The sequence below is a fragment of the Xanthomonas sp. NCPPB 4037 genome (assembly GCF_041475695.2).
GTDB classification, from domain to species: domain Bacteria; phylum Pseudomonadota; class Gammaproteobacteria; order Xanthomonadales; family Xanthomonadaceae; genus Xanthomonas; species Xanthomonas campestris.
On sequence record NZ_CM191261.1, the window covers coordinates 1,711,926 to 1,737,333 of the forward strand.

General features: G+C 66.1%; 16 protein-coding genes and 1 tRNA gene. 8 read left to right on the plus strand and 9 right to left on the minus strand.

Features of this window, described 5'->3' with window-relative positions:
• Nucleotides 1-4 precede the first annotated feature (4 nt).
• From hpaM to ACCQ01_RS07690, 3 genes are all read right to left on the minus strand, one after another.
• Nucleotides 5-1,054, minus strand: a complete 1,050-nt coding sequence (hpaM, locus tag ACCQ01_RS07680) for a type III secretion-associated outer membrane-bound protein HpaM (protein WP_228432573.1) — start codon at nucleotides 1,052-1,054, stop codon at nucleotides 5-7.
• A gap of 303 nt (nucleotides 1,055-1,357) precedes the next feature.
• Nucleotides 1,358-3,493, minus strand: a complete 2,136-nt coding sequence (locus ACCQ01_RS07685) for a TonB-dependent siderophore receptor (RefSeq protein WP_228432572.1) — start codon at nucleotides 3,491-3,493, stop codon at nucleotides 1,358-1,360.
• A gap of 207 nt (nucleotides 3,494-3,700) precedes the next feature.
• Nucleotides 3,701-6,088 carry a penicillin acylase family protein gene (locus ACCQ01_RS07690; protein ID WP_228432571.1) on the minus strand — a complete coding sequence of 796 codons (2,388 nt, stop codon included), beginning with the start codon at nucleotides 6,086-6,088 and terminating at the stop codon, nucleotides 3,701-3,703.
• 153 nt (nucleotides 6,089-6,241) lie between these two features.
• Here ACCQ01_RS07690 and bfr point away from each other — a divergent pair, with 153 nt between their 5' ends.
• Nucleotides 6,242-6,727: a bacterioferritin gene (bfr, locus tag ACCQ01_RS07695; RefSeq protein WP_042599086.1), complete on the plus strand. Its 486-nt coding sequence runs from the start codon at nucleotides 6,242-6,244 to the stop codon at nucleotides 6,725-6,727.
• A gap of 243 nt (nucleotides 6,728-6,970) precedes the next feature.
• Here bfr and ACCQ01_RS07700 read toward each other — a convergent pair whose 3' ends face one another.
• The 3 genes from ACCQ01_RS07700 to ACCQ01_RS07710 all read right to left on the minus strand — a co-directional run bounded on the left by ACCQ01_RS07700 (nucleotide 6,971) and on the right by ACCQ01_RS07710 (nucleotide 11,010).
• Complete coding sequence (locus ACCQ01_RS07700; protein WP_228432570.1) at nucleotides 6,971-7,636, minus strand: thiopurine S-methyltransferase; 666 nt, start codon at nucleotides 7,634-7,636, stop codon at nucleotides 6,971-6,973.
• 206 nt (nucleotides 7,637-7,842) lie between these two features.
• Nucleotides 7,843-10,086: a DNA topoisomerase IV subunit A gene (parC, locus tag ACCQ01_RS07705; protein ID WP_228432569.1), complete on the minus strand. Its 2,244-nt coding sequence runs from the start codon at nucleotides 10,084-10,086 to the stop codon at nucleotides 7,843-7,845.
• Nucleotides 10,087-10,146: 60 nt separating this feature from the next.
• Complete coding sequence (locus tag ACCQ01_RS07710; protein ID WP_228432568.1) at nucleotides 10,147-11,010, minus strand: AraC family transcriptional regulator; 864 nt, start codon at nucleotides 11,008-11,010, stop codon at nucleotides 10,147-10,149.
• 123 nt (nucleotides 11,011-11,133) lie between these two features.
• Between ACCQ01_RS07710 and ACCQ01_RS07715 the strand changes: the two genes are divergently transcribed.
• The 5 genes from ACCQ01_RS07715 (at nucleotide 11,134) to ACCQ01_RS07735 (ending at nucleotide 17,919) form a co-directional block, all read left to right on the plus strand.
• Complete coding sequence (locus tag ACCQ01_RS07715) at nucleotides 11,134-11,577, plus strand: MarR family winged helix-turn-helix transcriptional regulator (protein ID WP_267132060.1); 444 nt, start codon at nucleotides 11,134-11,136, stop codon at nucleotides 11,575-11,577.
• On the plus strand, nucleotides 11,574-13,088 hold the full coding sequence (locus ACCQ01_RS07720) for an AdeC/AdeK/OprM family multidrug efflux complex outer membrane factor (protein WP_228432567.1): 1,515 nt from the start codon (nucleotides 11,574-11,576) through the stop codon (nucleotides 13,086-13,088). The genes ACCQ01_RS07715 and ACCQ01_RS07720 overlap by 4 nt, the downstream gene beginning before the upstream one ends.
• Nucleotides 13,089-13,098: 10 nt before the next feature.
• Nucleotides 13,099-14,292 carry an HlyD family secretion protein gene (locus ACCQ01_RS07725; protein WP_042598728.1) on the plus strand — a complete coding sequence of 398 codons (1,194 nt, stop codon included), beginning with the start codon at nucleotides 13,099-13,101 and terminating at the stop codon, nucleotides 14,290-14,292.
• Between the two features lie 6 nt (nucleotides 14,293-14,298).
• On the plus strand, nucleotides 14,299-15,879 hold the full coding sequence (locus tag ACCQ01_RS07730; protein ID WP_011036592.1) for a DHA2 family efflux MFS transporter permease subunit: 1,581 nt from the start codon (nucleotides 14,299-14,301) through the stop codon (nucleotides 15,877-15,879).
• Nucleotides 15,880-16,338: 459 nt separating this feature from the next.
• Nucleotides 16,339-17,919 carry a serine hydrolase domain-containing protein gene (locus tag ACCQ01_RS07735; RefSeq protein ID WP_228432566.1) on the plus strand — a complete coding sequence of 527 codons (1,581 nt, stop codon included), beginning with the start codon at nucleotides 16,339-16,341 and terminating at the stop codon, nucleotides 17,917-17,919.
• Nucleotides 17,920-18,241: 322 nt separating this feature from the next.
• Here the strand turns inward: ACCQ01_RS07735 and ACCQ01_RS07740 are convergent.
• The 3 genes from ACCQ01_RS07740 to ACCQ01_RS07750 form a co-directional block, all read right to left on the minus strand.
• Nucleotides 18,242-18,328 (minus strand) — tRNA-Leu (locus ACCQ01_RS07740).
• A gap of 142 nt (nucleotides 18,329-18,470) precedes the next feature.
• Nucleotides 18,471-20,657 (minus strand): beta-glucosidase family protein, encoded by a 2,187-nt coding sequence (locus tag ACCQ01_RS07745; protein WP_228432666.1) that lies wholly within the window; start codon nucleotides 20,655-20,657, stop codon nucleotides 18,471-18,473.
• Between the two features lie 174 nt (nucleotides 20,658-20,831).
• A complete protein-coding gene (locus ACCQ01_RS07750) occupies nucleotides 20,832-22,601 on the minus strand; it encodes a M14 family metallopeptidase (RefSeq protein WP_228432565.1) in 1,770 nt (589 codons plus the stop codon).
• 462 nt (nucleotides 22,602-23,063) lie between these two features.
• On the opposite strand from ACCQ01_RS07750, the gene ACCQ01_RS07755 reads away from it, so the two are divergent.
• Nucleotides 23,064-24,629, plus strand: coding sequence for a POT-type proton-dependent oligopeptide transporter (locus tag ACCQ01_RS07755; protein WP_228432564.1), 1,566 nt, complete (start codon nucleotides 23,064-23,066; stop codon nucleotides 24,627-24,629).
• Nucleotides 24,630-24,636: 7 nt separating this feature from the next.
• A complete protein-coding gene (locus ACCQ01_RS07760; RefSeq protein ID WP_050911595.1) occupies nucleotides 24,637-25,245 on the plus strand; it encodes a rhomboid family intramembrane serine protease in 609 nt (202 codons plus the stop codon).
• Nucleotides 25,246-25,408 lie beyond the last annotated feature (163 nt).

Genomic DNA, 25,408 nt, shown 5'->3' on the forward strand with positions numbered 1-25,408 from the left:
GCGCTTACTCGTGGCGCACGCAGTAACCGTAGCGCTGCGGCTCGATATCCACGCCGGCCACATCGGCCTGGTTGTTGCGCCACACGTTGGGCTTGAAGTCGGCCGCGCTGCAGTTGGCCGCACGGTCCACGCCGATGGTGTAGGTAAACGGGTTGCTGGTGAAGCGGTTGTTCTCGAACAGGTTGTCCTGGCTCATGCTGTTGTCCCAGCACAGGATTTCCGGCGTGCGATAGCGGATGGCGCAGGCCAGGAAGATGCCCGCCACCTTGTTGCCATCGAACTGATTGTTGGTGAAGCGGTTGCGCCGCGCATCCGAGAGATAGATACCCTGGCTGCCATTGCGCTCGAAGCGGTTGTCGCGAATCTCGCTGTCTTCCAGATGTTCGGTGGTGAGGCCGGCAGCCACGTTGTCGTGGATGTAGTTATTCATCATCGTCACCTTGGCGGTGCGATTGAACGACACGCCGTCCCAGATTGCACCGGAGACATCATTGCGTTCGATGGTGATCTCGCGCGTGTCGTATTCGCTGAGCAGGCACGCGCTACGGCACTTGTTGACCTGCAGACCGGCCAGGCGAATGCCTTGGCCCGAACGCACCACCACCGCGCTGTTGCTCAGGTACGGGCGCTCCGGCATGAATTCCTTGTCGCCGGTGCTGGCCACGATCTGCATGTCTTCGATGCTGACGTTGCGGATCACACCAGTGGGCTGCTGGTTCTCGTAATCGCCAACCACCAGCACCGGCTGTTGCACGCCATCGGCCATGCGCAGCACGGTGGCCGGGCCTTTACCGCGCACGGTGAGGTTGCCGCGGTGGATCGATACCAGCCCGTTGAGCGGGAACTCGCCTTTTTCCAGGCACAGCACGGCAGGCGTATCGCTTTGCGGCAGCTTGTCGATGGCTTTTTGCAGGTCCTGGCCCGGCCGCACCTTGGCGGTGCAGCTGGCGACAGGCGCCGCAGGGGGGCCGGCAGGCGCTGGCGGTGCAGCCGAGCAAGCGGTCGCAAAGACCAGGGGCAACAGGGCGGAAACGGAGCGGGCAAGCAGAGGCATGCGGATTCCGGTCAGTGAGGGGAGGGGGGCGATGGGTGCGATGCAGCGTCCAATCGCGACGGCCTCTAGTGTGTCGCACCAGGCGTTAAGTTCCAGCCGACATCGGCCCGCATGGTCGGCGCAGGTTCATGGCGGTCAACGTGGCGGTGAGCCAACTGTGCGCGGTTGCGCACTCTCGTGCGGCACCGTTGGCGCTGTGATGCGGCAGGGTCGCGATTGATGATCACGCAGCGCATCTGCGCTGTTGATCCTAGCGCGCTGCTGCGCGGCTCCGTGGCCGCGCAGCAGCGCTGTGCAGCAGGCTCAGAAGCTGTAGGCCAGCTGCGCGTAGATGCGGCGTGGCTCGCCGGGGAAGTGGCCGGTGCGTTCGGTGAAACCGCTGGCCGCATACACCTTGTCGAACAGGTTCTTGACGTTGACCTGCAGCTTCCACGCATCCCACTGGGTCTGCCAGCTGATGTCGAAGATGGCATACGGTTTGACGCGTTGGCCTTCCAGGCTTAGACGCTCGCCGACGTAATCGGCGCCGAACGCAACGGCCGAGTTCCACGCCGGTAGCTCATAGCGCGTCCACAACCCGAAGGTATTGCGCGGTGCATTGGCAAAGCGATCGCCGGAGGCATTGGTGATGCCGTTGGTGCCGGCATCCAGCACGCGCGCGTCGTTGTAGGCGTAGGTGAGGTTGAGCACCCAGCGCTCGGTGAGATCGGCCAGCAGATCCACTTCCAGGCCTTCGCTGCGGACCAGACCCAGTGCCGAGAGCTGGTTGACGCCATCGACGATGCTGCCGTTGGCCTGCACGATGTTGCTGCGCTCGATGCGATACAGCGCGGTGTTGAGCGTGAGCCCGCCGTCGTTGAGCGCGGTCTTCAGGCCCACTTCCCACTGGGTGCTGCGCTCGGGATCGAACGGGCCGCCGACGCTGCTGTCCTGGTTGGCCGCATCCTGCGGCAGGAAGCCGCTGGCGTAACTGGCGTAGGCGTTGATGCCCTCGCGCAACACCACGGTGCTGCCGACGCGCCAGCTGAGGTCATTGCCGGTGATGCGCGAGCCATCCAGGCGGTTGTCGTCCTTGAAGCCATCCCAGCGCAGCCCGGCCATCGCGAACCAGCGCTCGGTGAGGGTGAGTTCGTCCTGCAGGTAGGCGCCATAGCGTTGGCTGCGCGTGCTGGTGGCGCGCCAGGGCAGCGTGTCCAGGCCGTAGTCGTAAAAGCCGCTGCGGCCGTAGACCGGATTGAACAAATCGATGCCAGGTACCGGCCCGCGCGTGCGCCCGGTGTCGGCGGTGTTGGCGGTTTGCGCGCGGAAATCCGCATCCAGGCGGTAGTAGTCCGCGCCCATCAGCAGCTTGTGGCCGATCGCACCGGTGCTGGTGCGGAATACCGCATTGACGTTGCTGGAAAGCGCGTCGTTGTCGCGGTACTGGTTACGCAACTGGCGGGTCATCCACTCGGCGGTGCCGTCGCCATCGCGATCGATCAGGCCCATGGGCTCGTGGTAGATCTGGTGCTCGTCGTTCTTGAACCAACGCAGCGCCATGTCCACGTCCCACGCACTGGAAGGGGCGAACTTATATTGCGCGAAGGCGACCTTGGCACGCATGTCCAGGAAGTCGGTGGATTCGTTGTGATTCCAGCGCCGGTTGGTCAGGAAGTTGCCGTCATCGTCCACCGGCACGCCACGCAAGCGGTTGCCGCCCAGGTTCTGGGTGATGTCGGTGTATTGCAACGTGAGCTCGCCGGTCTCGCCGATATCGAATGCCACCGACGCATCGCCGATCTGGCTTTCGCTGTCGGTGTTCCAGCGGAACCCGTCCTCGCCGTCGGCATAGGCGCCGATGCGGTAACGGATGCGGCCATCCTCGCGTGCCGGGCCGGTGGCTTCGAACGATGCCGCGCCGAACGATTGGTTGCCCAGTTGCAGCTCCACCCGTCGCAACGCTTGATGGCTGGGTTTGCGCGTCACGTAGTTGATGACGCCGCCCGGCTCACCGCCGCCATATAGCGCGCCGGCCGGGCCCTTGAGCACTTCCACGCGTTCGATGTTGAACAGCTGCGGCACCGAAAACCCGGCGTACGGGTCGCCACGCAGCCCGTCATACAACACGTTTTCCTGGCGGAAGCCACGCAAGGTGACGCCGGCATAGCTGAAGAAGCTGATGCCGCTGATGCTGCGATACAGATCGGTGATCTGGCGTGCGGCCTGGTCGTCGATCAACTCACGCGGCAGCACCTGCACCGATTGCGGCACCAACGCCAGCGGCGTATCGGTACGCGTGCCCACCGCGGCGTCGTCGGACTTGTACAACGTCTGCGCACGGCCGATGACATCCACGCCATCTAGTTCGGTGGGTGCGGGCGTGGCTTGCTGGGCAAGCGCGGACGGCGGGGGCAGCAGGAGTGCGGCGGCAAGCGCAGTGACAAGAAGCGTGGGGCGCATTGTTTACCAATGGGAATGGTTATCAAATGCATCTTAGCATGGTGGCTTGTGCGGTTGGGTTCGTCTAGGGCGCAGCGTCTGGAACGGCGCTGCGACCAGCACGTGGAAGATGCTCACGCGTTGCGCGGTGGGCATGCAGCGATTCGCTGGCGCCGCGCAGCTTTACGCCCAGCCGAGCGGCCTGCCCAGGTGAGAGAACGGAACCCGCTACTCCGGCCGCAACTGCAGCGTGTATTGGGTGGCGGTGGGCAGGAACGGCGTGGGGCGCCCATGGACCCAGTCGTCGTGGCCGGCGCCCCAGAACGGCGACAGCGGGTGGCCGCTCTGCCCGCCGGGCATGTGCACGATGCCGTCGCGCTCGTGCCCCGGGGAGACCACCATGCGCTCGGAGGCGCCAAAGGCCGGGCCCTGCACGCGCGGCATGTCGCGATCGCCTGGGAGTTGGTCCGGCGGCATGCACAGCACGTGTTTCGCCACCGCCGGCAGTGCACGCGCGATCGGGTGGCAGATGGCGGCGGTATTGCGTTCGCCCCAGGTGCGCTCGCCCAGCGTGTCGCCCTGTGAGGCCAGATCGGCATGCAGTGCGCGCGCGGTCTCGTCCAGCAGTTGCTCCCAGCTGCGGTAAGGCGGCGGCAGCAGGTTGGCCGGGCGCTGTTGCAGCAGCGGCCAGACAATGCCTTCCAGCTGCGCGCGGCGCGGCGGCAGGAAGCTCTCGCCCAGCGCGTCTTTTGCAGGGGCGAGCAGGCCGGCCTGAAGCGTATCGAGCAGCATGCCGCGGAAGCCACGCACGATGCGGTAACTGGCCGAATCGGTGGCCGCATGGGCGCTCCACTGCCGTGTCGCCACTTCGATCTGTTGCAGCGCCGGGTCCTTGCTGTGTTCGACCACACTGCGCAGCAGCTGCCACCATCGCGTGAGCAGCACGGCACGATCATCGAGCTGGATGGCCAGCAGATCGCGTTCGGTGAAGCGCTGCTTGGCGAACAGGTCGTCGCGGATCTGCTGCGCACGCGCGCCGAGGTCGTAACCGGCATTGCCCAGGATGGCGAGCTGTTGCGCATCCACGATGCGGCTATTGGCGGTCCACAGGCGGTGCGTGGGTGGGTCGATCAGCGACGGCGCGGCATCGCTGCGTAGCGGCCAGGGCACGCAGCCGCCAGGCGAATTGCCCGGCGCGGCGGTGCCATTCGAAGCGGGCGTGGTGGGCGCAAGCTCGGCAATGCCGCTGGGCCCGCAGCCCGGATTGCGCGCTGGCCGCGCGCCGATGAGCCGCCAGCCGATGCGCCCGCTCCGGTCGGCAATCAGCAGGTTCTGTGCCGGGATGCCGGAGCGGTCGGCAACGGCGAAGGCGGCCTCCAGATCGCCGGCGTTGACCATCTCGGCGAAATCCAGGCGGATTGCACCGGGCAGCTGCGCCGCCCAGCGCAGGGCGAGCAGATCGCCGTTGGCCTCGGTGTGCAGGATCGGGCCCCATTCCGCCTCGCGGACAGTGAACGGCACCGGCGCGGCGCCGGCGACGCGAATGGTTTCGGCGTAATCGCGCAGCGGGATGGTGCGGCCTGCCTGGTCAGCCGGAATGCGGGCGAAATCGGCGGTGTCGATGTAGCTGTTGGTGAACGCCCATGCCACATGCCCATTGCTGCCGACCACCACTGCGGGCAGGCCGGGAAGGGTGAAGCCGGTGGCGTCCACCTTGCCGTCGGGCGCGCGTGCATCCGGATAGCGCAGGCGCGCGCGGAACCAGATATTGGGTGCGCGCAGGCCCAGGTGCATGTCGTCGGCGACGATGGCGCGGCCATCGGCGGTGAGGCTGCCATCCACGGCAAAGTTGTTGCTGCCGGGCGTGGGGGCCTCGGCGCCGGGCGGGGTGGACGGGTGCGGGAGGCGGCGCAGGTCGACGGCGGCAGCATCCGGCAACACCGCATCGCCGAGCGCCGGGCCGAACAGCGGTGCATCCCAGCTGGAGCCTTGATGATCGAGCAGGGCGGCCAGCGCCGGCGGTACCACCGCGCGGATGCGCGCAGCGGCCAGTTCGGTCTGGTTGTCGTTGTCCTGCAGGTCGGCGTACATCGCCATGCCGGTCAGGACGGAATCGTCCAGGGTCCAGGCGCGCGGGGTCTGCCGCAGCAATAGATACGGCCATGGCCGCACGCGCAATGCCGCCAGCCCAGCGTTTACGCCCTCGGTATAGGCCTGCAGTGCCGCACGCTCGCTGCCGGCGGCCACGTCCAGGCTGGCGTGCACGCGGGCGCGCAGGCGGTGCACGCGGTTGCGTTTGTCCAGGTCCTGCGCAGCAGGGCCGAACAGTTCGGACAGTTCGCCAGCCGCTGCGCGGCGCATCAGGTCCATTTCGAAATAGCGCTCCTGCGCGTGCACATACCCGAGCGCACGCAGCGCATCGCGTTGGCTGGTGGCGTCGATGGTGACCACGCCGCCCGCATCGCGGAGCACGCTGACCGGCGCGCCCAGGCCACGCAGCGCAGTCTCGCCGTCCAGCCGTGGCAGGCTGCCACGCACCGCCAGGTAGAGCCCCAGCGTGACCAGCAGGGTGAGCACCACCAGGGCCAGCAACAGCCGGCGCAGCCATTTGCGCATCATCGATTCCTTGAGCGATTCATCTGTGACCAGTGTCGCGCCGGTGCGTGACCGTTGCCGGTCCGCCTGCAAGCGCAACTGAAAGTGATTCCGATTAGATCATTGCCCGCCCGCTTCGGGCACCATGCGCGCATTGCGTTGCTGGAGCACACCATGAAAGGCCATCCCGAAGTCGTCGATTACCTCAAGCAGCTGCTGCGCGGCGAATTGGCGGCGCGCGATCAATATTTCCTGCATTCGCGCCGTTACGAGGACCAGGGCCTGATGGCGCTGTACGAGCGCATCAATCACGAGATGGAAGAGGAAACCGAGCATGCCGACGCGCTGCTGCGTCGCATCCTGTTCCTGGAAGGCGACCCGGACATGCGGCCTGCCGAGTTTGCGCCGGGCAAGACCGTGGTGGAGATGCTGGAGCGCGATCTGGTCGTGGAATACGAAGTGCGCGCTGCGCTGGCCGCCGGCATGAAGCTGTGCGAAGACCACGGCGACTACGTCAGCCGCGACATGCTGCTCAAGCAGCTGCAGGACACCGAGGAAGATCATGCCTGGTGGCTGGAGCAGCAGCTGGGCCTGATCAAGCGCATCGGCCTGGAGCTGTACCAGACCTCGAAGATCGACAAGGGTCACGTGGCCGGGTAAATCCCGTCTCGGCGCCGCGCAGCGATCGGTCTGCGTGGCGGGGTGGAAGTGGGATCTGTGTTTGAGGGGTGCGGCCTGCGTGACGTGCATTAGCAGCTGTTAGTTGTGCAGGGCAGTTTCTCGCGCCGGGTCGATGCAGTTCTCGTGAGTCACCGCATCAACAGTGCCGTGTGGTGTTGTCGATGCGTGCAGGCGACTCGCACGCTCGCCGTTGCGATCACCGCGCGGCTCAGCCGTTCCCGCCTATGTCGATCCGTTGCGTTGCAGACGATACACGCCGGTTGCCAGCGCGGTGACGCCATCGGCGCGGAAGCGCGGCTCCTGGTCGAGGATGTCGCGTTGCTCCAGCAGTTGCACCTGCCAGTGGGCATCGAATAAGCCATGCACCTCGGCTGCGTCCACCGAAAACGGTGGGCCGGCTTTTTCGGCTTGCGGATACTCCAGGGTGATCAGCAGACCACGGCACTGCGCAGGCAGGCGCGCATAGACGGTGTGCAGATACTGCTGGCGCAGATCGGCAGGCAGTGCCACCAACGCCGCACGATCGTAGACGGCGCTGCAATCAGCCAGCGCCTGCGCATCCAGCGCAAATGCGTCACCGCAGATGATCTCGATCGGGCCGGCAACATAGTGCTCGCCCATGTTGCTGGTGTGGCGCCGCGGTTCAATCCCCGCTGCTGCAAAAAACTGCGTGACTGCCAGCGGCGACAGCTCCACGCCAAGCACGCGGTGGCCTTGCGCGGCTAGCCAGTGCATATCCAGGCTTTTGCCACACAGTGGCACCAGCACGCGACCAGCAGGCGGCGCCCGTACGGCGGGCCAGTGCTTCTGCAGCAGCGGCATCACCTCGTCCTGATGAAAGCCGGTCTGGCCGGCCTGCCAGCGTTGTATCCAGAACTCCGTGTCCATCGTATTTCTCCAGCTGCGCTTTGGCGCGGTGATCATTGGCCCGCTTTGAACACAGCGCTGGCTTATGCGATGGCGATTAACTGCCGGCACAGTGCTACGCGTGCTTCAGTGGACGCAGGCTTGGTCAGCAATGCGCATGAGCGCGCAGTGCTCGGCATTCGTTGATGGGAAAACGCGCCGCCGCGCGTGTGGCTGGTGAACACCTCTTACTGCACGTCTAGCCCATCCACCTTTTGCCACCCACGCGGCAACAACGCGCCACGGCTTGCACGCGCGCCCACATAGGTGTCCAGATCCTTGAACGACAGGCTCATCACGCGTGCGCCGCTGCGCACCAGCAAGGTGTTGCCCGGGGCGACCGCGGCCACGGCGACCACGCGTTCGGTGCCAAGCTTGGCCTTGGGGATCTCGATGAGCTTGTTGCCCTTGCCCTTGTCCAGCTCGGGCAGGTCCGAAGCCGTGATCGCCAGCAGGTTGCCGGCGCTGGTCACCGCCACGATGCGGTCGGTCTGCGGGTTGAGCACCTGCGCTGGCGTGAGCACATGCGCCCCGGTGGTCAGGTTGAGCATCGCCTTGCCGGCCTTGTTGCGGCCGGTGAGGTTTTCGAAACGGGTCACGAAGCCGTAGCCGTGCGAGGACGCCAGCACGAAGCGGGCATTGTTCTCACCGCTGGCCAGCACCTGGAACGAGGCACCGGACGCCGGTGAAAAACGCCCAGTCAATGGTTCGCCGTTGCCGCGCGCTGAGGGCAGGGTATGCACCAGCGTGGAATAGGCGCGGCCGTCCGAATCCAGGAACGCCACGTGGTAGGTGCTGCGGCTGCGCACGGCAGCCAGCAGGCCGTCGCCGTCGCGGTACGACATGCCGGCCGGATCCACCTCGTGGCCCTTGGCTGCACGCACCCAGCCCTTCTCCGACAGCACCACCGTCATCGGTTCGCTGGCAACCATCTCGATCTCGTCGATCGCCTGGGCGGCACCGCGCTGCACCAGCGGCGAGCGGCGCGCATCGCCGAACTTCTTGGCGTCGGCGGTGAGCTCGTCCTTGATCAGCTTTTTCAGCTTGGTCTTGCTGCCGAGGATGGACAGGATCTGCTCGCGTTCCTTGGCGAGGGCTTCCTGCTCGCCGCGGATTTTCATTTCTTCCAGGCGCGCCAGCTGGCGCAACTTGGTTTCCAGGATGTATTCGGCCTGTTCTTCGCTCAGCGCAAAGCGGGCGATCAGCACCGGCTTGGGTTCGTCCTCGTTGCGGACGATGCGGATCACTTCGTCCAGGTTGAGGAAGGCGATCAACAAGCCTTCCAACAGGTGCAGGCGACGCTCGACCTTCTGCAGGCGGTGGTTGAGGCGGCGGGTGACGGTGTCGCTGCGGAAGGTGAGCCATTCGCTCAGCAACTGGCGCAGATTCTTGACCTGCGGGCGACCATCCAGGCCGATCACGTTGAGGTTGCAGCGGTAGCTGCGCTCAAGATCGGTGGTGACGAACAGGTGGCCCATCAACTGCTCGGCATCGACGCGGTTGGAGCGCGGCACCAGTACCACCCGTACCGGGCTGGTGTGGTCGGATTCGTCGCGGATGTCTTCCAGCCACGGCAGCTTTTTTGCGCGCATCTGCTGGGCGATCTGCTCGATCACCTTGGACGGCGAGACCTGGTAGGGCAACGCGTCGATGACGATGTTGGCGTGTTCTTTCTTGTAGGTGGCGCGGGCGCGCACGCTGCCGTGGCCGGTCTCGTAGATGGCACGTAGATCGGCAACGGGGGTGATGATTTCCGCGCTGGTCGGGTAGTCCGGGCCCAGCACGTGTTCGCACAGCTGCGCCACCGTGGCGTCCGGGTCGTCGAGCAGGTGCAGCAGCGCGCTGACGATCTCGTTGAGGTTGTGCGGCGGCACGTCGGTGGCCATGCCCACTGCGATGCCGGTGGTGCCGTTGAGCAACAGGTGCGGCAGGCGTGCCGGCAGCCAGGTGGGTTCTTCCAGGGTGCCGTCGAAGTTGGCCGCCCAGTCGGTGGTGCCCTGGCTGATCTCACCCAGCAGCACTTCGGCGATCGGGGTGAGCTTGGATTCGGTGTAGCGCATCGCCGCGAACGACTTGGGGTCGTCGGTGGAGCCGAAGTTGCCCTGGCCTTCGATCAACGGATAGCGGTAGGAGAACGGCTGCGCCATCAACACCAGCGCTTCGTAGCAGGCGCTGTCGCCGTGCGGGTGGTACTTACCGATCACATCGCCCACGGTACGCGCGGACTTCTTGGGCTTGGCGGCCGCGTTCAACCCCAGCTCGCTCATCGCGAAGATGATGCGGCGCTGCACCGGCTTCAGGCCGTCGCCCAGGAACGGCAGGGCGCGGTCGAGCACCACGTACATCGAATAATCGAGATAGGCGCGTTCGGCGTACTCGCGCAGCGGCAGCTGCTCGAAGCCATGGAAGGTGGGGCGGGTCAGATCGGTCATGCGAAGCCAGGTCCTACGAAAGAAGAACCCGCGCCAGCGCGCGGGCTCGAAGAGCGCCGATTATCCGGATGCGGCGGGGTATGCCAAGCCGCGCGCGTGGCCGCCGGCCAGATAACGGGCCGGCGGGGCACCAAAATGCCGGTGGAAGACGCTGACGAAGGCGCTGGGGCTGCTGTAGCCGAGCTGGTCGGCGACCTGCGCCACGGCGGTGCCCTGGCTGAGCCGGCGCAGGCCCTCGGCCAGGCGCGCCTGCTGCCGCCATTGCGCAAAACTGAGCCCGGTCTCGTCGCGGAAGTGCCGGCTCAGGCTGCGCGGCGACAGCCCGCCCCAGGTGGCCCAGGCCTCGAGCGGGCGCGGGTCGGCGGGGGTGTCGAGCAGCTGCCGGGCAATGCGCAGCAGCCGCCGGTCGGCTGGCATCGGCAGGTGCAGGTGCTCGATCGGCGCCTGGCACAGCTCGTCCAGCAGGACTGCCGCCAGGCGTTGCCGGGCCGGATCGACGGGTTCGGCCAGCATCTCGCTCAGCGGCCAGCTGGCCGCCCGCATGATCACCTCGCGGGCCAGCCCGCTCAGGCGGATCACCCCGCTGCGCGCCGGCAGGCCGGTGCAGGCATCCGGCCGCACCACCACGCCCCAGCCGCGCAGCGGCCCGGCCAGCTCCACGGTGTGCTGCTGGCCGGGCGGCATCCAGCCGGCACAGCCGGGCGGCAGCGAGGAGGTGCCGTGTTCGGTGTGCACGGTCAGCACGCCCTGTTCGACATACATCAGCTGGCCGCGCACATGCGCATGCCAGGCGGTCTCCGGCGCCCACACCGCGCGCAGGTCGGCGCGGAAGGCGACCACCACCGGGCCGTGTGCCCATTCGAAGCTGGCCCGCGCGCCAGGCGGCAACGCATCGATCTCGGTTGGCCGGTTTTCGTTATTCATTGGCCAGATTGTATTACCGGGCCAGCTGGCGGGGCGCGTATCGTCTCGAGCCTTGCAATCGGTTTTATCCCGGATGACATATTTGCGTTGACAAATATATTTTTCGGAACAAAATAACGCCCCATGATCGACTCCACAGCCACCACGCCGCCGACCTTCGGCTTGCTGTTGCGCCAGGTGCGCGACGCGCTGATGCGCCAGCTCGATGCCGAAATGAAGGGCGAGCTGCCCGACTTCGGCTTCAGCCATTACGTCGGCCTGAAAGTGCTGGCAGTGCGCTCGCCATGTACCGCCAACGAGCTCGCCCAGGCGCTGGACCAGACCCCAAGCGCGGTCACGCGCCTGCTCGACAAGCTCGAGGCGCTGGGCGCAGTGCGGCGCGAGCCACATGCGCAGGATCGCCGCGCGCTGCAGATCGTCATGACCGAAGAGGGCGTGGCGCTGTGGGAGCGCCTGCGGCTGCGCGGCGAACGCGCCATGGAGCATGGCCTGCGCGACCTGTCGGCGCCCGAGCGCGAGCAACTCACCTCTCTTCTCATCCGTGTCCGCGATGCACTCAACTCATGAACGCTGCTAGTTCCTTCCTTCAGAGGCGGCACCCGCGCGCAGTGCGCAGGCTGCGGCCGATCCTTGTAACCACGCTGGCACTGGCGCTGGCCGCCTGTGCCAGCAGCCGCGGCCTGGCGCCGCAAGGTACCGTGCTGGAGCCCGGCGCCGTGCATGCCGAGCGCACCTTCGGGCAGGCGCAGCTGAGCCCGGCCGCCTGGCCGGCCAGTGACTGGTGGCGTGCCCTGGGCGACCCGCAGCTGGACGCGCTGATCGCCGAAGGCCTGCAGCACAGCCCCAGCCTGGCCGCTGCCGATGCACGGCTGCGCCAGGCGCAGGCGCGCAGCGGCACTGCCCAGGCCGACCGCGGCCCCAGCCTGTCGGTTTCCGGCGGCTACACCGGCCTGCAATTGCCCGAATCGATGGTGGGCGAGGAGCGCGGCGGCAGCTATGCCGGCAGCGCGCAGGTGGTGCTGGACTTCCGTTATGGCGTGGACCTGTGGGGTGGCAAGCGCGCCGCGTGGGAAGCAGCCGTGGACCAGGCACACGCCGCCGAGGTGGACGCGCAGGCGGCACGCCTCAACCTGTCGGCGGCCATCGCCGAAGGCTACGCACAGCTCGCCTACGCCTGGGATCTGCGGGACGTGGCCAACGATGAGCTGGCACGTGCGCAGAAAACCCTGGAGTTGACCCAGCGCCGCCGCGGCGCCGGCATCGACAGCGAATTGCAGGTGCGTCAGGCGCAGGCCCGCGTGCCCGCCGCGCAGCAGCAGGTGCAATCGGCGCAGCAGCAGATCGACGAAGCACGCAATGCCCTGGCCGCGCTGGTCGGGCAGGGCCCGGACCGCGGGCTGGACATCGCGCGCCCGGTGCTGAGCCAGAGCGTGCCGCCGCAACTGCCCAGCGCCTTGCCGGCCGATCTGCTCGGCCGTCGCCCCGATGTGGTGGCGGCGCGCTGGCGCGTGGAAGCGGCCGACAAGGACATTGCCGTCGCCAAGGCGCGCTTCTATCCCAGCCTCAACCTCACCGCGCTGGGCGGGGTAATCAACTCCGATGTCGGCAAGCTGCTGGAAAGCGGCTCGGTGCTCGGTGTGGTGGCCCCGGCCTTGAGCCTGCCCATCTTCGATGGCGGCCGGCTACGCGCCGGCTTGGCCGGCAGCGATGCGCAGTACGACCTGGCGGTGGCCGATTACAACCAGAAGGTGCTCGACGCCCTGCGTGAAGTGGCCGACCAGGTCAACGCGGTGCGCTCGCTGGAGCAGCGTGCACGCGCACAGGACGACGCCGTGCAGACCGCCAGCGCCGCCTTTGACCTGGCCCAGCAGCGCTACCGCGCCGGCATCGGCAGCTACCTGGAAGTGCTGAGCGTGCAGGAGCAATTGCTCACCGCGCGCCAGCGCATGGCCGGGCTGCACTCCCAACAACTCATGGCCTCGGTGAAGTTGCGCCGTGCGCTGGGCGGCGGCTTTACGCCGGAGCCTGCGCACGACACCGCACACGCCGCGACCTCTTCCGCACAACCGCATTCCTGAGACATCGACGATGAGCCAGACGACTCCTACCTCTTCGCATCCCGCGCCGGCCGCACCCAGCAAGCGCCGCAAACTGCTGCGCATCGTCGCCATCCTGGTGATCCTTGCGGTCATCGGCCTGGTGGTGTGGTACTTCCTGATCGGGCGCTGGGCTGAAGACACCGACGACGCCTATGTGCAGGGCAACCAGGTGCAGATCACCCCGATGGTGGGTGGCACCGTGGTGAGCATCGGCGCCGAAGACGGCATGCGCGTGGAGCGCGGCCAGCTGCTGGTGCAGCTGGACCCGTCCGACACCGCGGTCGCCTTGCAGCAGGCCGAAGCCAACCTCGCCAAGACCGTGCGCCAGGTGCGTGGTCTGTACCGCAGCGTGGAAGGTGCGCAGGCCGAACTTTCTGCACGCGAAGTGACATTGCGCAGCGCACGTGCCGACTTCGCACGCCGCAAGGACCTTGCTGCCAGCGGTGCGATTTCCAACGAAGAACTGGCCCATGCCCGCGATGAACTCGCTGCCGCCGAAGCGGCGGTGAGCGGCTCGCGCGAAAGCTTCGAGCGCAATCGCGCGTTGGTCGACGACACCGAAGTGGCCACCCAGCCCGACGTGCAGGCCGCCGCGGCGCAGCTGCGCCAGGCCTTCCTCAACCATGCGCGTACCGGCGTGGTAGCACCGGTGTCCGGATATGTCGCGCGGCGTTCGGCGCAGGTAGGCCAGCGGGTGCAGCCCGGCACCGTGCTGATGGCGGTGGTGCCGCCGGAGCAGATGTGGGTGGAAGCCAATTTCAAGGAGACCCAGCTCAAGCACATGCGTCTGGGCCAGACCGTGGAACTGCATTCGGATCTGTACGGCGGTGGCGTGGACTACACCGGCCGCATCGAAAGCCTGGGCCTGGGCACCGGCAGCGCGTTCTCGTTGTTGCCGGCGCAGAACGCCAGCGGCAACTGGATCAAGATCGTGCAGCGCGTGCCGGTGCGTATCGCCATCGAACCCAAGCAACTGGCAGCCAACCCGCTGCGTCTGGGGTTGTCGATGAAGGTCGACGTCAACCTGCACGACCAGCAGGGCAGTGTGCTGCCGACCAAGCTTGCCAGCGGCGCGGTGTTCTCCACCGATGTCTACGCGCAGCAGCTCAAGGCCGCCGACGCAGACATCCATCGCATCATCCAGGACAACCTGCCGACGCAGGCTGCCACCAAGGCGGGCTAAGCCACCATGTCTTCGCAAGCTCCCACCGCGCCCGGCGGCCCTTCGGCACCGGCGCCCGCCGCGGGCTTTCGCCCGGCGAGCGTGGCGCTGTGCACCGTGGGCCTGGCGATGGCCTCGTTCATGCAGGTGCTGGACACCACCATCGCCAACGTCTCGCTGCCCACCATCGCCGGTAATCTCGGCGCCAGTTCGCAGCAGGCCACCTGGGTCATCACCTCGTTCGCGGTGAGCACCGCGATCGCGTTGCCGCTGACCGGCTGGCTGAGCCGTCGCTTCGGCGAAACCAAGCTGTTCGTGTGGTCCACGCTGGCCTTCACCATCGCCTCGCTGCTGTGTGGCCTCGCCCAGAGCATGGGCATGCTGGTGGTGGCGCGCGCGCTGCAGGGCTTCGTGGCCGGGCCGATGTACCCGATCACGCAGAGTCTGCTGGTGTCGATCTATCCGCGCGAAAAACGCGGGCAGGCGCTGGCCTTGCTGGCCATGATCACGGTGGTGGCGCCGATCGCCGGCCCGATCCTGGGCGGCTGGATCACCGACAACTACAGCTGGGAATGGATCTTCCTGATCAACGTGCCGCTGGGCATCATCGCCAGCAGCATCGTCGGTTCGCAGTTGCGGCATCGCCCGGAACAGCTGGAACGGCCGCGCATGGATTACATCGGCCTGATCCTGCTGGTGGTCGGCGTGGGCGCGCTGCAGCTGGTGCTTGACCTGGGCAACGACGAGGATTGGTTCTCCTCCGACAAGATCGTGGTGCTGGCCTGTGTCGCAGCCGTGGCGCTGGTGGTGTTCGTGATCTGGGAACTCACCGACAAGGACCCCATCGTCGACCTCAAGCTGTTCCGGCACCGCAACTTCCGCGCCGGCACGCTCGCCATGGTGGTGGCCTACGCGGCGTTCTTCAGCGTCAGCCTGTTGATCCCGCAGTGGTTGCAGCGCGACATGGGCTACACCGCGATCTGGGCGGGCCTGGCCACCGCACCGATCGGCATCCTGCCGGTGTTGATGACGCCGTTCGTGGGCAAGTACGCGTTGCGTTTCGATCTACGCATGCTCGCCACCATTGCCTTCATCTTCATGTCGTTCACCAGCTTCTTCCGTTCCAACTTCAACCTGCAGGTGGACTTCGCCCACGTGGCGACGATCCAGCTGGTGATGGGCGTGGGCGTGGCGTTGTTTTTCATGCCGGTGCTGCAGATCCTGCTCTCGGATCTGGATGGGCGCGAGATCGCGGCCGGCTCCGGCCTGGCCACCTTCCTGCGCACGTTGGGCGGTAGTTTTGCCGCATCGCTGACCACGTATCTGTGGGCGCGCCGCACCCAGGTGCACCATGCGCACATCACCGAACACATCTCGGTGTACACGCCCGGCATGCAGGAGCAGGTCACCGCAATGGGGCAGGGCGACCTGCAACGCGGCGCGGCCTCGCTCAACAACATGATCAATCACCAGGCTTCGCAGATGGGCTTCAACGACATCTTCTATCTGCTCGGCTGGACCTTCTTGGGCATCATCTTCTTCCTGTGGCTGGCCAAGCCACCGTTCGGCGCCGGTGCCGGCGGCGCAGCGGCGGCCGGGGGGCATTAGGCGCCGGCTGACAAGGCGCTTGGCCGTTCTGACATCGGCTAAGACAACGACCTCACGTCGGTCCAGTGCAGAGCGAATGATCTGCGACTTGGCTACGGGGCCCTTGCCCGCCCACCATCGCGGGACACGCCGCAAGTACGTCCGTGTAGGCGCTTACGCGGCATCCATGCCGCGTAAGGTCCCGCGACGGTGGACGGGCAAGAGCCAGTCGGGATGGTTGGTTGCGTAGCGCTTCGCAAAGCAACCAACGAACCGTTTGGAGCGGTGAGGGCGCTGCAGCCTTGACCGACGCAGTATTTGACGTGGGCTTCTGACTGCATCCAAAAAAGGCAGCTGACAAAACCCCTGCGCTCACCCCCCACCAGTCGGGTGCTCGCTACGGTTTGTGAGCCGCTCTAACAATCGTGCTGTGCCTGTCAACACGCTCTAGACTGACGCTCTCCAAGTGGGAGCAGTTCAATGGCAGTGACGCCTTCAACGACCGGTTTACCGCAGTCTTTCTGCCTTATGCATACGATGCAGCGCCAAGGCCGGCTCACGCTGAATCAAGAGGCCCAGCGTCATCGTGAGTTACCGCATGTAGCGCCGGCAATTGGGCGTCTGCTGCAGACTGTGCTTCTTCTGTCGCTGTGGTTGCCGTTGATCGCCTTGGCCGATGAATCGAGCGACAAGGTGACACAGCAGATGCAGCTTAATCGGCAGCGCTACGGCATCGTAGGGCAGGCTGCGTACGTCTCCCACAATGGCAAGGTGCTGTTTCGCGGTGGCGATGGACTTGCCGACCTCGACAGTCAGCAGCCGGTGATGCCTGAGCAGATATTTCCTGTGTTTTCGGTGAGCAAGCTGCTGGTGAGCACCTTGATGATGCAGTTGGTCGAGGCCGGGCAGATCAGTCTGGACCGACCCGCTCGGGTCTACCTTCCAGATCTGCCGCGGCGCTGGAGCAAGATCACGGTGCGTCAGCTGCTCAACCACACCTCCGGGTTGCCAGAATATTTCACCGAGGCGCAGATGAGCGGCGCGCCTGGAACAAACGCATCGTTTCCTGCCACTGCGCAGGCCGTCTTTGCTGTGCTTGGCAACCAACCTCTGCTGTTTTCGCCGGGTAGCAGCACCCGCTACATCAACACCAACTATCTGGTGCTGTCACAACTGCTCCAGGCGCATTACCGCAAGCCGTATTCGCAGATCGTCTCCGAGCGGATCCTCGAGCCGTTAAAGCTGGCGCATACCTTTCTCGGACGCTCGCGATTGCCGGCTGATGCAGTCGTCAGTGCCTACGTTGGCAAGGACGGAAAACTGCAGAAAGAGCCGGAGATCGCTTGGCCCGATTACGCCCTCGGGCATGCCGAGCTGTACGCCAGCATCGACGATCTGGCGACGTTCATCGAAGCGATGCGAGATGGAACGTTAGTCGGAAAGCCGACACTGCAGCAGCTCTGGCAACCGCAGCTGCTGCCCAATGGGCAGCGCGGCTGGTTTGCCGGCGGCTGGTTTGCCGGCGGCTGGGAGGTTGGCGCAAGTGGTGCCTATCGGCACGTCGGTCATGATGGCGGCGCGCGGGTGAGGGTGCGCCTGCTGTTCGCCGATGCCCTGGATGGCGATAGCTACACCATCGTTTACCTGACCAATGGCAGCACGCGCGGGGTGTGGTCCCGGGTGCTGGTCGACAGCATCATGGCCGCCATCGCGCCACAGACGTTTCCCGCCGAAGCCTTGTCGGAGAAGCTCATCGCCTTCGCGCTGCAGTCGCCTGTCGATCACGACACGCAGCTGTTGGCCGATGCACTGCGTGTCGACGGGAGCATCCCCCTCGATCAACTCGAGGCTGTGGTCAACACGACGGGCTACACCGTTCTGTCCAATCTCGGCGCAGATGCGGCGATTCGTGTGTTTGCGCTCAACGTGTTGCTGTTTCCGGTGTCCCGCAATGCGCTGGACAGCCTTGCCGAGGCGTATGAGGCAAGCGGAGATCTCGCCCGTTCGAGCGCCATCCGGCAGCGCATCAAGGACATGCCCGCGCCACCTGGGAAACAGTGATCTGGCATGAGGTTGTGAGACCTCATCTGTTTGTTTCTGGTGCTTCCACCTGGCTGTAACGCAGATTGGCATTGGCCTTGATCGTGGACGTTTGGCGTCAAGCCTTGCATCCAGCTGGCCTTCCATCGACATCCGTCGTGGAGGCGTCGAACATGGTCGCCACAGCCGCAACACGTGGTCGCGTGTCGAAAGTCACGCGCGGCGCACGCTTGCAGCGCAGCCGATCGGCATGCGCGCCACCGCCGACAGTCCTTCGTCCATCGCATGGCCCAGACGCAAAAAACCCCGCCTGAGCGGGGTTTTTTAGATCTGCCGTGAGTCGTGGTGCCCAGGAGAGGACTCGAACCTCCACGAAGTTGCCCCCGCTAGCACCTGAAGCTAGTGCGTCTACCAATTCCGCCACCTGGGCGACTCAGGAGGAGAATTGTGCAAGTTACGCGCGACGCTGTCAACGCATCTGGCACAAATTCTTCGTGGTGGCGGGTGCCTGCCGGCCACGGGAGAAGACGGCGCGACGGACACGCGCACTGCATGCCCGCCGCGGCACGCGATCACGGCAGCTGCGCCGCCTGCAAGGTGACCTCCGCACTCTGCACCGGTTCGCCTGCCGAACGCGCCAGCTGCACGCGATAGGTGCCGGCGGCAATCGTCCAGTGGCGTGCCTTGGCATCGAAGTCGGCCAGCGTCTTGGGTTCGGCGATCACCTGCACGTTGCGCTTTTCGCCCGGCTTGAGCGTGAGCTTCTGCCAGCCGATCAGGCGCAGCGGTGTGGCGTGGCCGTTCGGCAGCGTGACGTAGAGCTGCGGCACGGCGGCACCGTCGCGCTTGCCGGTATTTTCCACCTCGAAATTGGCAGTCAGCTGGCCGTTGGCAGCCTCCACACGCAAGCCGCCCATGCGGAACTGCGTGTACGACATGCCATGGCCGAATGGATAGCGCGGGGTGAGGTTGCGCGCGGCAAACCACTTGTAGCCGACGTTGGCGCCTTCGATCGCGTAGTCGATGGTGTCTTCGCCCGGCTTGGCTGGCTTGAAGCCCAGGCCCGGAATCGACGGACGCGGCAATTGCGACTCATCCACCGGCCAGGTCACCGGCAGATGGCCGGAGGGATTTACCGCACCGGTCAGCAGGTTGGCGATGGCCTCACCACCGCCAATCCCCGGGTACCACGTCTGCAACACCGCCGGCACGCGCTCGGCCCACGGCATGCGCACCGGGCCGTTGGTTTCCAGCACCACGGTGGTCTTGGGGTTGGCCTTGGCCACCGCCTCGATCAACGCGTCCTGGCCATCGGGCAGTTGCATGTCCGGCAGATCCACCGACTCGGCCGCCCACTGGGTGGCGAACACGATCGCCACATCTGCCCCCTTGGCCGCGCGTGCGGCCGCTGCGCGGTCCTTGCCGTCCACGTAATCGATCTGCACGTCCGGCAACGCCGCGCGCAACGCCTGCAACGGCGAGGAGGGATGGATGATCACCGGGCCGGGCCAGGTGGTCGGGGTGAGCCCGGGCACCGCATTGCCGCCATTGATGGTGTAGTCCACCCGCGAGGAACCACCGCCGGACATCACGCCCTTGTCGGCATAACCGCCGATCACCGCGATGCGGCGCACATCCTTTGACAGCGGCAAGGTGGCCTGTTCGTTACGCAGCAGCACGCTGCCTTCTTCGGCCACGCGCTGCGCGGCGCGTTGGCCGGCCTTGCCTTCGATGGGCTGGCGCTGGGTGGGGTGGTCGAATGCGCCATGCGCAAACAGGCTGCGCAGGATGCGCGTGACCATGTCGTCGAAGCGCGCGCGCGGCACCACGCCGGCACCGACCGCCATGCGCAGCGGTGCATCGAAGAACACCGCCGCATCGAAGACTTCACCGGCCGACTGTTGATCCAGCCCGGCCAGCGCGGCCTTGGAGCCGCTGTGCACGCCGCCCCAATCGGACATCACATAACCCGGGTACTTCCATTCCTGCTTGAGCACCTGGTTGAGCAGGTAGTCGTGCTCGCAGCCGTAGATGCCGTTGATCTTGTTGTACGAGCACATCACCGATGCCGGGTCGCCGATCTTCAGTGCGATCTCGAAGGCCAGCAGGTCCGACTCATGCATCGCCTGCTCGCCGATCTGCGCGCTATGGAAGTTGCGCCGGGTTTCCATGTCGTTGAGCGCGAAGTGCTTCATCGTCGACAGCACGTGCTCGCTCTGCACGCCGCGGATCGATTCGCCCACCATCACGCCGGCCAGCAGCGGGTCTTCGCCGGCATATTCGAAGTTGCGGCCGTTGCGCGGGTCGCGCTGCAGGTTGACGCTACCGGCCAGCAGCACGTTGAAGCCCTGCTGCCAGGATTCGCGGCCCATGGTCTTGCCGCCGGCATAGGCCAGTTGCGGATTCCAGCTCGACGCCGTGGACGGGCCGGACGGCATCGCGGTGGCGAAGTCGCCCTTGCGGATGCCACCGGGGTTGGTGACGCCCACGCCGGCATCGGCCAGCTGCTGCGCCGGGATACCCAGGCGCGCAACGCCCGGCACGTACCCAGCCGAGCCGAGTGCGCCTTCGGGCTTGGGAATCTTGTCGGTGCCCAGGCCAAAGTAGCTGCGCAGCATCTGGAATTTTTCGTCTTCGGTCATCTGCGTCAGCAGCAGCGCGGCGCGCTGGTCCGGGCTCAGCGCGGTGTCCATCCACGGCTGTGCGGCGTTGGCCTGCTGCGCCGCCAGCGGCGCGCTGAGGACAATGCCCAGGCCCAGCGCGAGGGCCAGCGCCAGTCGGCGCGGTCGCGGAGCGGCGGGTGTAAACGTTTTCATATCGAGGTGTGGCACGTCGTGGTCCTTGTGGTGCGGTAACGGATCGGGGAGGGCACCGTGGTGCCCGAATGGGGGGCGCCGGCCGCGCCCTGAGTCAGCGCGTCTGCGTCTGCGCGCTCAAAATGCGCTCTGGTCGGTACGCAGCACCGGGTAGAGCTGGTAGCGCTCGTCCCAGGACGGATGCAGCCGGTAGAAAAACTCCAGGCGCGCCTGCGGGTCGGCGGCAAATGCCGGGTCACTGACCAGGCGTTGTTCGAACTGCGCCTTCAGGGCCGGGTCGCGCACGAGCATCTCGCGCGCCACGTCTTCGGCCACGTAGTCTTCCATGTACTCCTTGCGCTCGAAGGCCAGATTGAACAGGCCCCACTGCAGCAGCGAATCCGGTGCCTGTGGCTCCAGGATGGCCATCACCAACCGCGCCTTGGGCTGGGCAATCGGTACGAACAACGATCCTACCGGCACCGCGCGCGTCTCAGCATGCCACTGGCCGCTGACGGTGAGCCCCTGGTGGCCCTCGTTGGAGCGCGCCGCAAAGGTGGCGGTGTCGGCGCGGAAGCTCTGCACCGCGCGGTCGCCTGCCTGCGTGAGGGTCTGGAAGGTGATGCCGTGCAAGCGCAGTGTGTCGGCGACCAGGGCGGCCTGCGCCGCCGGCACCAGGTAGCCACCGCGAGGTGCCTCCACGGTGACATCCGGGGCGATCTGGTCGCGCAGCGGCACCTTCCAGATCTGCGGTGTGCGCTCGTCGTAGCGGGTCATCAACGCACCGGACACCGGCGAGGGCGTGCGTGTGTAGGCATAGCCGCGGAACGCGACGGTGCGCGTGCCCGGGCCGGCCGCGTAGCTCAACGGCTCGAGGTGTCCTGCCAATGCGCTGGCGCGCCGATCGGCGGCATGCGCGTCGGCCAGCCATTGCGTGCCGTGCCGTGCGGCCTGCTGCAACACCGAGACGATGGCGTTGCGGGTCACCCGCACGCGCACCGGGTACTGCTTCCACGAGTGGGTTTCCACCAGCATGCCGAAGCGGTTACGCAGCAGGAAATAGCCGTGCGAGAACCGCGGCGGCGACACGTCATCAGCGAAGCCCGAGCTGGGGTCGTCCTCGCGCACCAGCGACGGGTAGTACGGCAGTGGCAACGAACCCTGCTTGGCCAGATCGGCAATCACCGCATCACGCCAGCGGGTGCCGTCCTTGCGCAACGCCGCGTCGCCCGCGTGCACCGGTTCCACCTGCACCGACACATCGTGTTCGAACTGCGCGCCATCGGTGGCGTGCAGGTCCACGTACATCAATGGGTCCCACTGCTGCACCAGCTGCAGCATCGCCTGCATCTCCGGCGCGTCGGCCTTGACGTAATCGCGGTTGAGATTGAGGTTCTGCGCGGTGGTGCGCCAGCCCATCTGTTCGGGGCCGCGCTGGTTGGGACGGTTCCAGGCGCCGAAGCGCTCATGGCCGTCCACATTGAACACCGGCACGAAGATCCACACCACCTTGTCGAGCACCCCTTTGCCGGCGGTGCCATCGAGCAACTCGCGCAGGGCCAGGAAGCCCGCGTCCTTGCCATCGATCTCGCCGGCATGGATGCCGCCTTGCACCAGCACCACCGGCAATGCGCGCTGCGCTGCGCTTGCCGCATCCAACGCGCCGCTGGTGGACACCACCAGCGCCTTCATCGGCCGCCCTTCAGGCGTGGTGCCGAAGCTGATGCAGCGCACCGCCTGCGGGTAGCGCTGCGCGAATGCATCGCACAAGGCGATGACCTCGTCAAAGCGGCCGGTCTGCACAAAGCCGCTGCGCTCGGCCACGGTGGTCAGCGGCTCGGCAGTCAGGGCGGCGGGGGCAGAGGTGAGCAGCAGCAGGCTCAGGGCGAGGCGGGTGAAGCGGGGCATCCAGCGGTCCGGTGTTCCAGGAAAACGTTTGCAATGTAGCCGAGCCAGCGTGGCAGGCCAATCTGCACTGCGTCAAAGGGGGCAGCTACGACGCGGCGGCGTGGTCGCGTTCGCTCGGGCTTTTCGGCCTGTTATCCGGCTCAATCAGCAATGGGCATTTGGCATGTGGTCTGCCGCCACGGGGTGCGGTTGCCAAGCGCGCAATGGCTGGCCGACACGCTTGCAGGGCGTCGACCACATGCTGGTGTGTCGCGATCAGCGCGCAACGCTGCGCGGCTAACGGCGGCGGATGCATCACCCAGCACGCCACTCCTGCCGCTGCATCGGTTGCATCGCGGCCACACCCACGCAACTGCGGCGGCCTGTGGCCCGTTCCGGACCAGCAACCCAGCGCCGCGCGATGGCGGGCAACAGGCCGCCGCCGGTACGATAGGGCACGTTTTCTGCTCGACCGGACTGCCTTTGACGACCTCCACCTTGCCGGCGCCCGCCGCCGACGCGCGGCTGCCGCGCCAGATCCCCTTCATCATCGGCAACGAGGCGTGCGAGCGTTTCAGTTTCTATGGGATGCGCAACATCCTGGTGCAGTTCCTGATCACATCGCTGCTACTGCAGGAGGTCGGCGCGCCGGAACGCGACGCCGAAGCCAAGCACATCCTGCACAGTTTCATGATCGGGGTGTTTTTCTTCCCGCTGCTGGGCGGCTGGCTGGCCGATCGCTTCTTCGGCAAGTACACCACCATCATCTGGTTCAGCCTGATCTACTGCGCCGGCCACGCCTGCCTGGCGTTGTTCGAAGACAGCCGCAGCGGGTTTTTTGTCGGCCTGGGCTTGATCGCGTTCGGTGCCGGCGGCATCAAACCCTTGGTGGCCTCGTTCATGGGCGACCAGTTCGACCAGTCCAACAAGCATCGGGCCAAGGTGGTGTTCGACGCCTTCTACTGGATCATCAACTTCGGTTCGCTGTTTGCCTCGTTGTTGATCCCGTTGGCGCTCAAGCACCTGGGCCCGTCGTGGGCATTCGGCATTCCCGGCATCTTGATGTTCATCGCCACGGCGGTGTTCTGGCTGGGCCGCAAGCGCTACGTTCGGGTGCCGTTGCCGCCCAAGGACCCGCATGGGTTTGGCGCCGTGGTGCGCAGTGCGTTGCTGGCGCATGCGCCGGGCCAGGGGCGCCCGGGCCTGGCACTGGCGGCGATCAGCGTGTTGCTGGCGCTGGCCTGTTTGGGATTGAGCGAGCAGCTAGGCCTGGTGATCTGCCTGTGCATGGCGCTGGTGCTGCTGCTGGCCGGCATTGGCGGCGGCACGTGGTGGCAGCTGGAACGTGCCCGCGGCACGCATCCGGATGCGGCGGTCGATGGCGTGCGCGCGTTGCTGCGGGTGCTGGTGATCTTCGCGCTGGTGACGCCGTTCTTTTCCTTGTTCGATCAGAAGGCCTCCACCTGGGTGCTGCAGGGCCGCGAGATGACGATGCCGGCGTGGTTCACCGCCTCGCAGATGCAGGCGCTGAACCCGCTGCTGGTGATGCTGCTGATCCCCTTCAACAACCTGGTGCTGTATCCGTTGCTGCGTCGCCTGGGCTGGGAGCCCACCTCGCTGCGGCGCATGACCAGCGGCATCGCCTTCAGCGGCGTGGCGTGGATTGCGGTCGGTGCGATCCAGGTGGCGATGGATGGCGGCGAGCCGATGCACATCGCCTGGCAGATCCTGCCCTACGCCTTGCTCACCTTCGGCGAAGTGCTGGTGTCGGCCACCGGGATCGAGTTTGCCTACAGCCAGGCGCCGCCGTCGATGAAGGGCGTGGTGATGAGTTTCTGGTACCTGACCACCACGGTCGGCAACCTGTGGGTGCTGCTCTCGAATGTGGCGGTTCGCAACGCTACGGTGACCTCGCATATCGCCGATACTGGGCTCAGCGAAGCGGCGTTTTTGATGTTCTTCTTCGCGGCCTTCGCGTTCCTGGCAGCACTGGCCTTCGGCCTGTACGCGCGCCGGTATCGCATGGTCGACAACTACCGTCCTGCCTGAGGTCTGCATGATTACCCTGATCCTGATCGCCATCACCGGCATCGTCTCGTGGATGGCGTTCAACAACCGCAAGCTGGCCGACCGGCTGGTGTTGTGGCCGCCCGCCCTGGACAAGCACAAGCAGTACGACCGCCTGATCACCTACGGCTTCATCCACGCCGATCTCGGGCACCTGGTCTTCAATATGATCACGCTGTTCTTTTTCGGCCGGTACATCGAAGACGTGATGACGCGGCTGACCGGCAGCGTGCTGACCTATCCGCTGTTCTATCTGGGCGCGTTGGTCGTCTCGATTCTGCCCAGCTATCTGAAGAACCAGAAGAACCCGAACTACCTCAGTCTGGGCGCATCGGGCGCGGTGTCGGCGGTGTTGTTCGCCTTCATCCTGCTCAAGCCGTGGACGATCATCCTGGTGCTGTTCATTCCGGCGCCGGCGATCATCTACGCGGTGTTCTACGTGGGTTACAGCCTGTGGATGGACCGCCGCGGCGGCGACCGCATCAACCACAGCGCGCACCTGGCGGGCGCCGCGTTCGGCGTGATGTTCATGCTGATCATGGAACCACGCGTGCTGCAGGTGTTCCTGGAGCAATTGTCGAACCCGCGCTTCGGTTGAGCAGGCGGGTCTCGCCGCAAGGTGCTTGTGGGGCGTGACGTGGGCTGGCGTGATGAGCGCGCTGGCCGATGTGCCTGGCCTGCGTCACGCCGAAAGTGCAGGTGTTGAATGATGTGCCTGCCCGGCGTTCGCTGCGGCTCGGTCGCCGCAGCGTGGTCGGGTT

Coding starts and splice junctions, on each gene's coding strand:
- hpaM (WP_228432573.1), bottom strand. CDS start 1,054: ATGCCTCTGCTTGCCCGCTCCGTTTCCGCCCTGTTGCCCCTGGTCTTT.
- ACCQ01_RS07685 (WP_228432572.1), bottom strand. CDS start 3,493: ATGCGCCCCACGCTTCTTGTCACTGCGCTTGCCGCCGCACTCCTGCTG.
- ACCQ01_RS07690 (WP_228432571.1), bottom strand. CDS start 6,088: ATGCGCAAATGGCTGCGCCGGCTGTTGCTGGCCCTGGTGGTGCTCACC.
- bfr (WP_042599086.1), top strand. CDS start 6,242: ATGAAAGGCCATCCCGAAGTCGTCGATTACCTCAAGCAGCTGCTGCGC.
- ACCQ01_RS07700 (WP_228432570.1), bottom strand. CDS start 7,636: ATGGACACGGAGTTCTGGATACAACGCTGGCAGGCCGGCCAGACCGGC.
- parC (WP_228432569.1), bottom strand. CDS start 10,086: ATGACCGATCTGACCCGCCCCACCTTCCATGGCTTCGAGCAGCTGCCG.
- ACCQ01_RS07710 (WP_228432568.1), bottom strand. CDS start 11,010: ATGAATAACGAAAACCGGCCAACCGAGATCGATGCGTTGCCGCCTGGC.
- ACCQ01_RS07715 (WP_267132060.1), top strand. CDS start 11,134: ATGATCGACTCCACAGCCACCACGCCGCCGACCTTCGGCTTGCTGTTG.
- ACCQ01_RS07720 (WP_228432567.1), top strand. CDS start 11,574: ATGAACGCTGCTAGTTCCTTCCTTCAGAGGCGGCACCCGCGCGCAGTG.
- ACCQ01_RS07725 (WP_042598728.1), top strand. CDS start 13,099: ATGAGCCAGACGACTCCTACCTCTTCGCATCCCGCGCCGGCCGCACCC.
- ACCQ01_RS07730 (WP_011036592.1), top strand. CDS start 14,299: ATGTCTTCGCAAGCTCCCACCGCGCCCGGCGGCCCTTCGGCACCGGCG.
- ACCQ01_RS07735 (WP_228432566.1), top strand. CDS start 16,339: ATGGCAGTGACGCCTTCAACGACCGGTTTACCGCAGTCTTTCTGCCTT.
- ACCQ01_RS07750 (WP_228432565.1), bottom strand. CDS start 22,601: ATGCCCCGCTTCACCCGCCTCGCCCTGAGCCTGCTGCTGCTCACCTCT.
- ACCQ01_RS07760 (WP_050911595.1), top strand. CDS start 24,637: ATGATTACCCTGATCCTGATCGCCATCACCGGCATCGTCTCGTGGATG.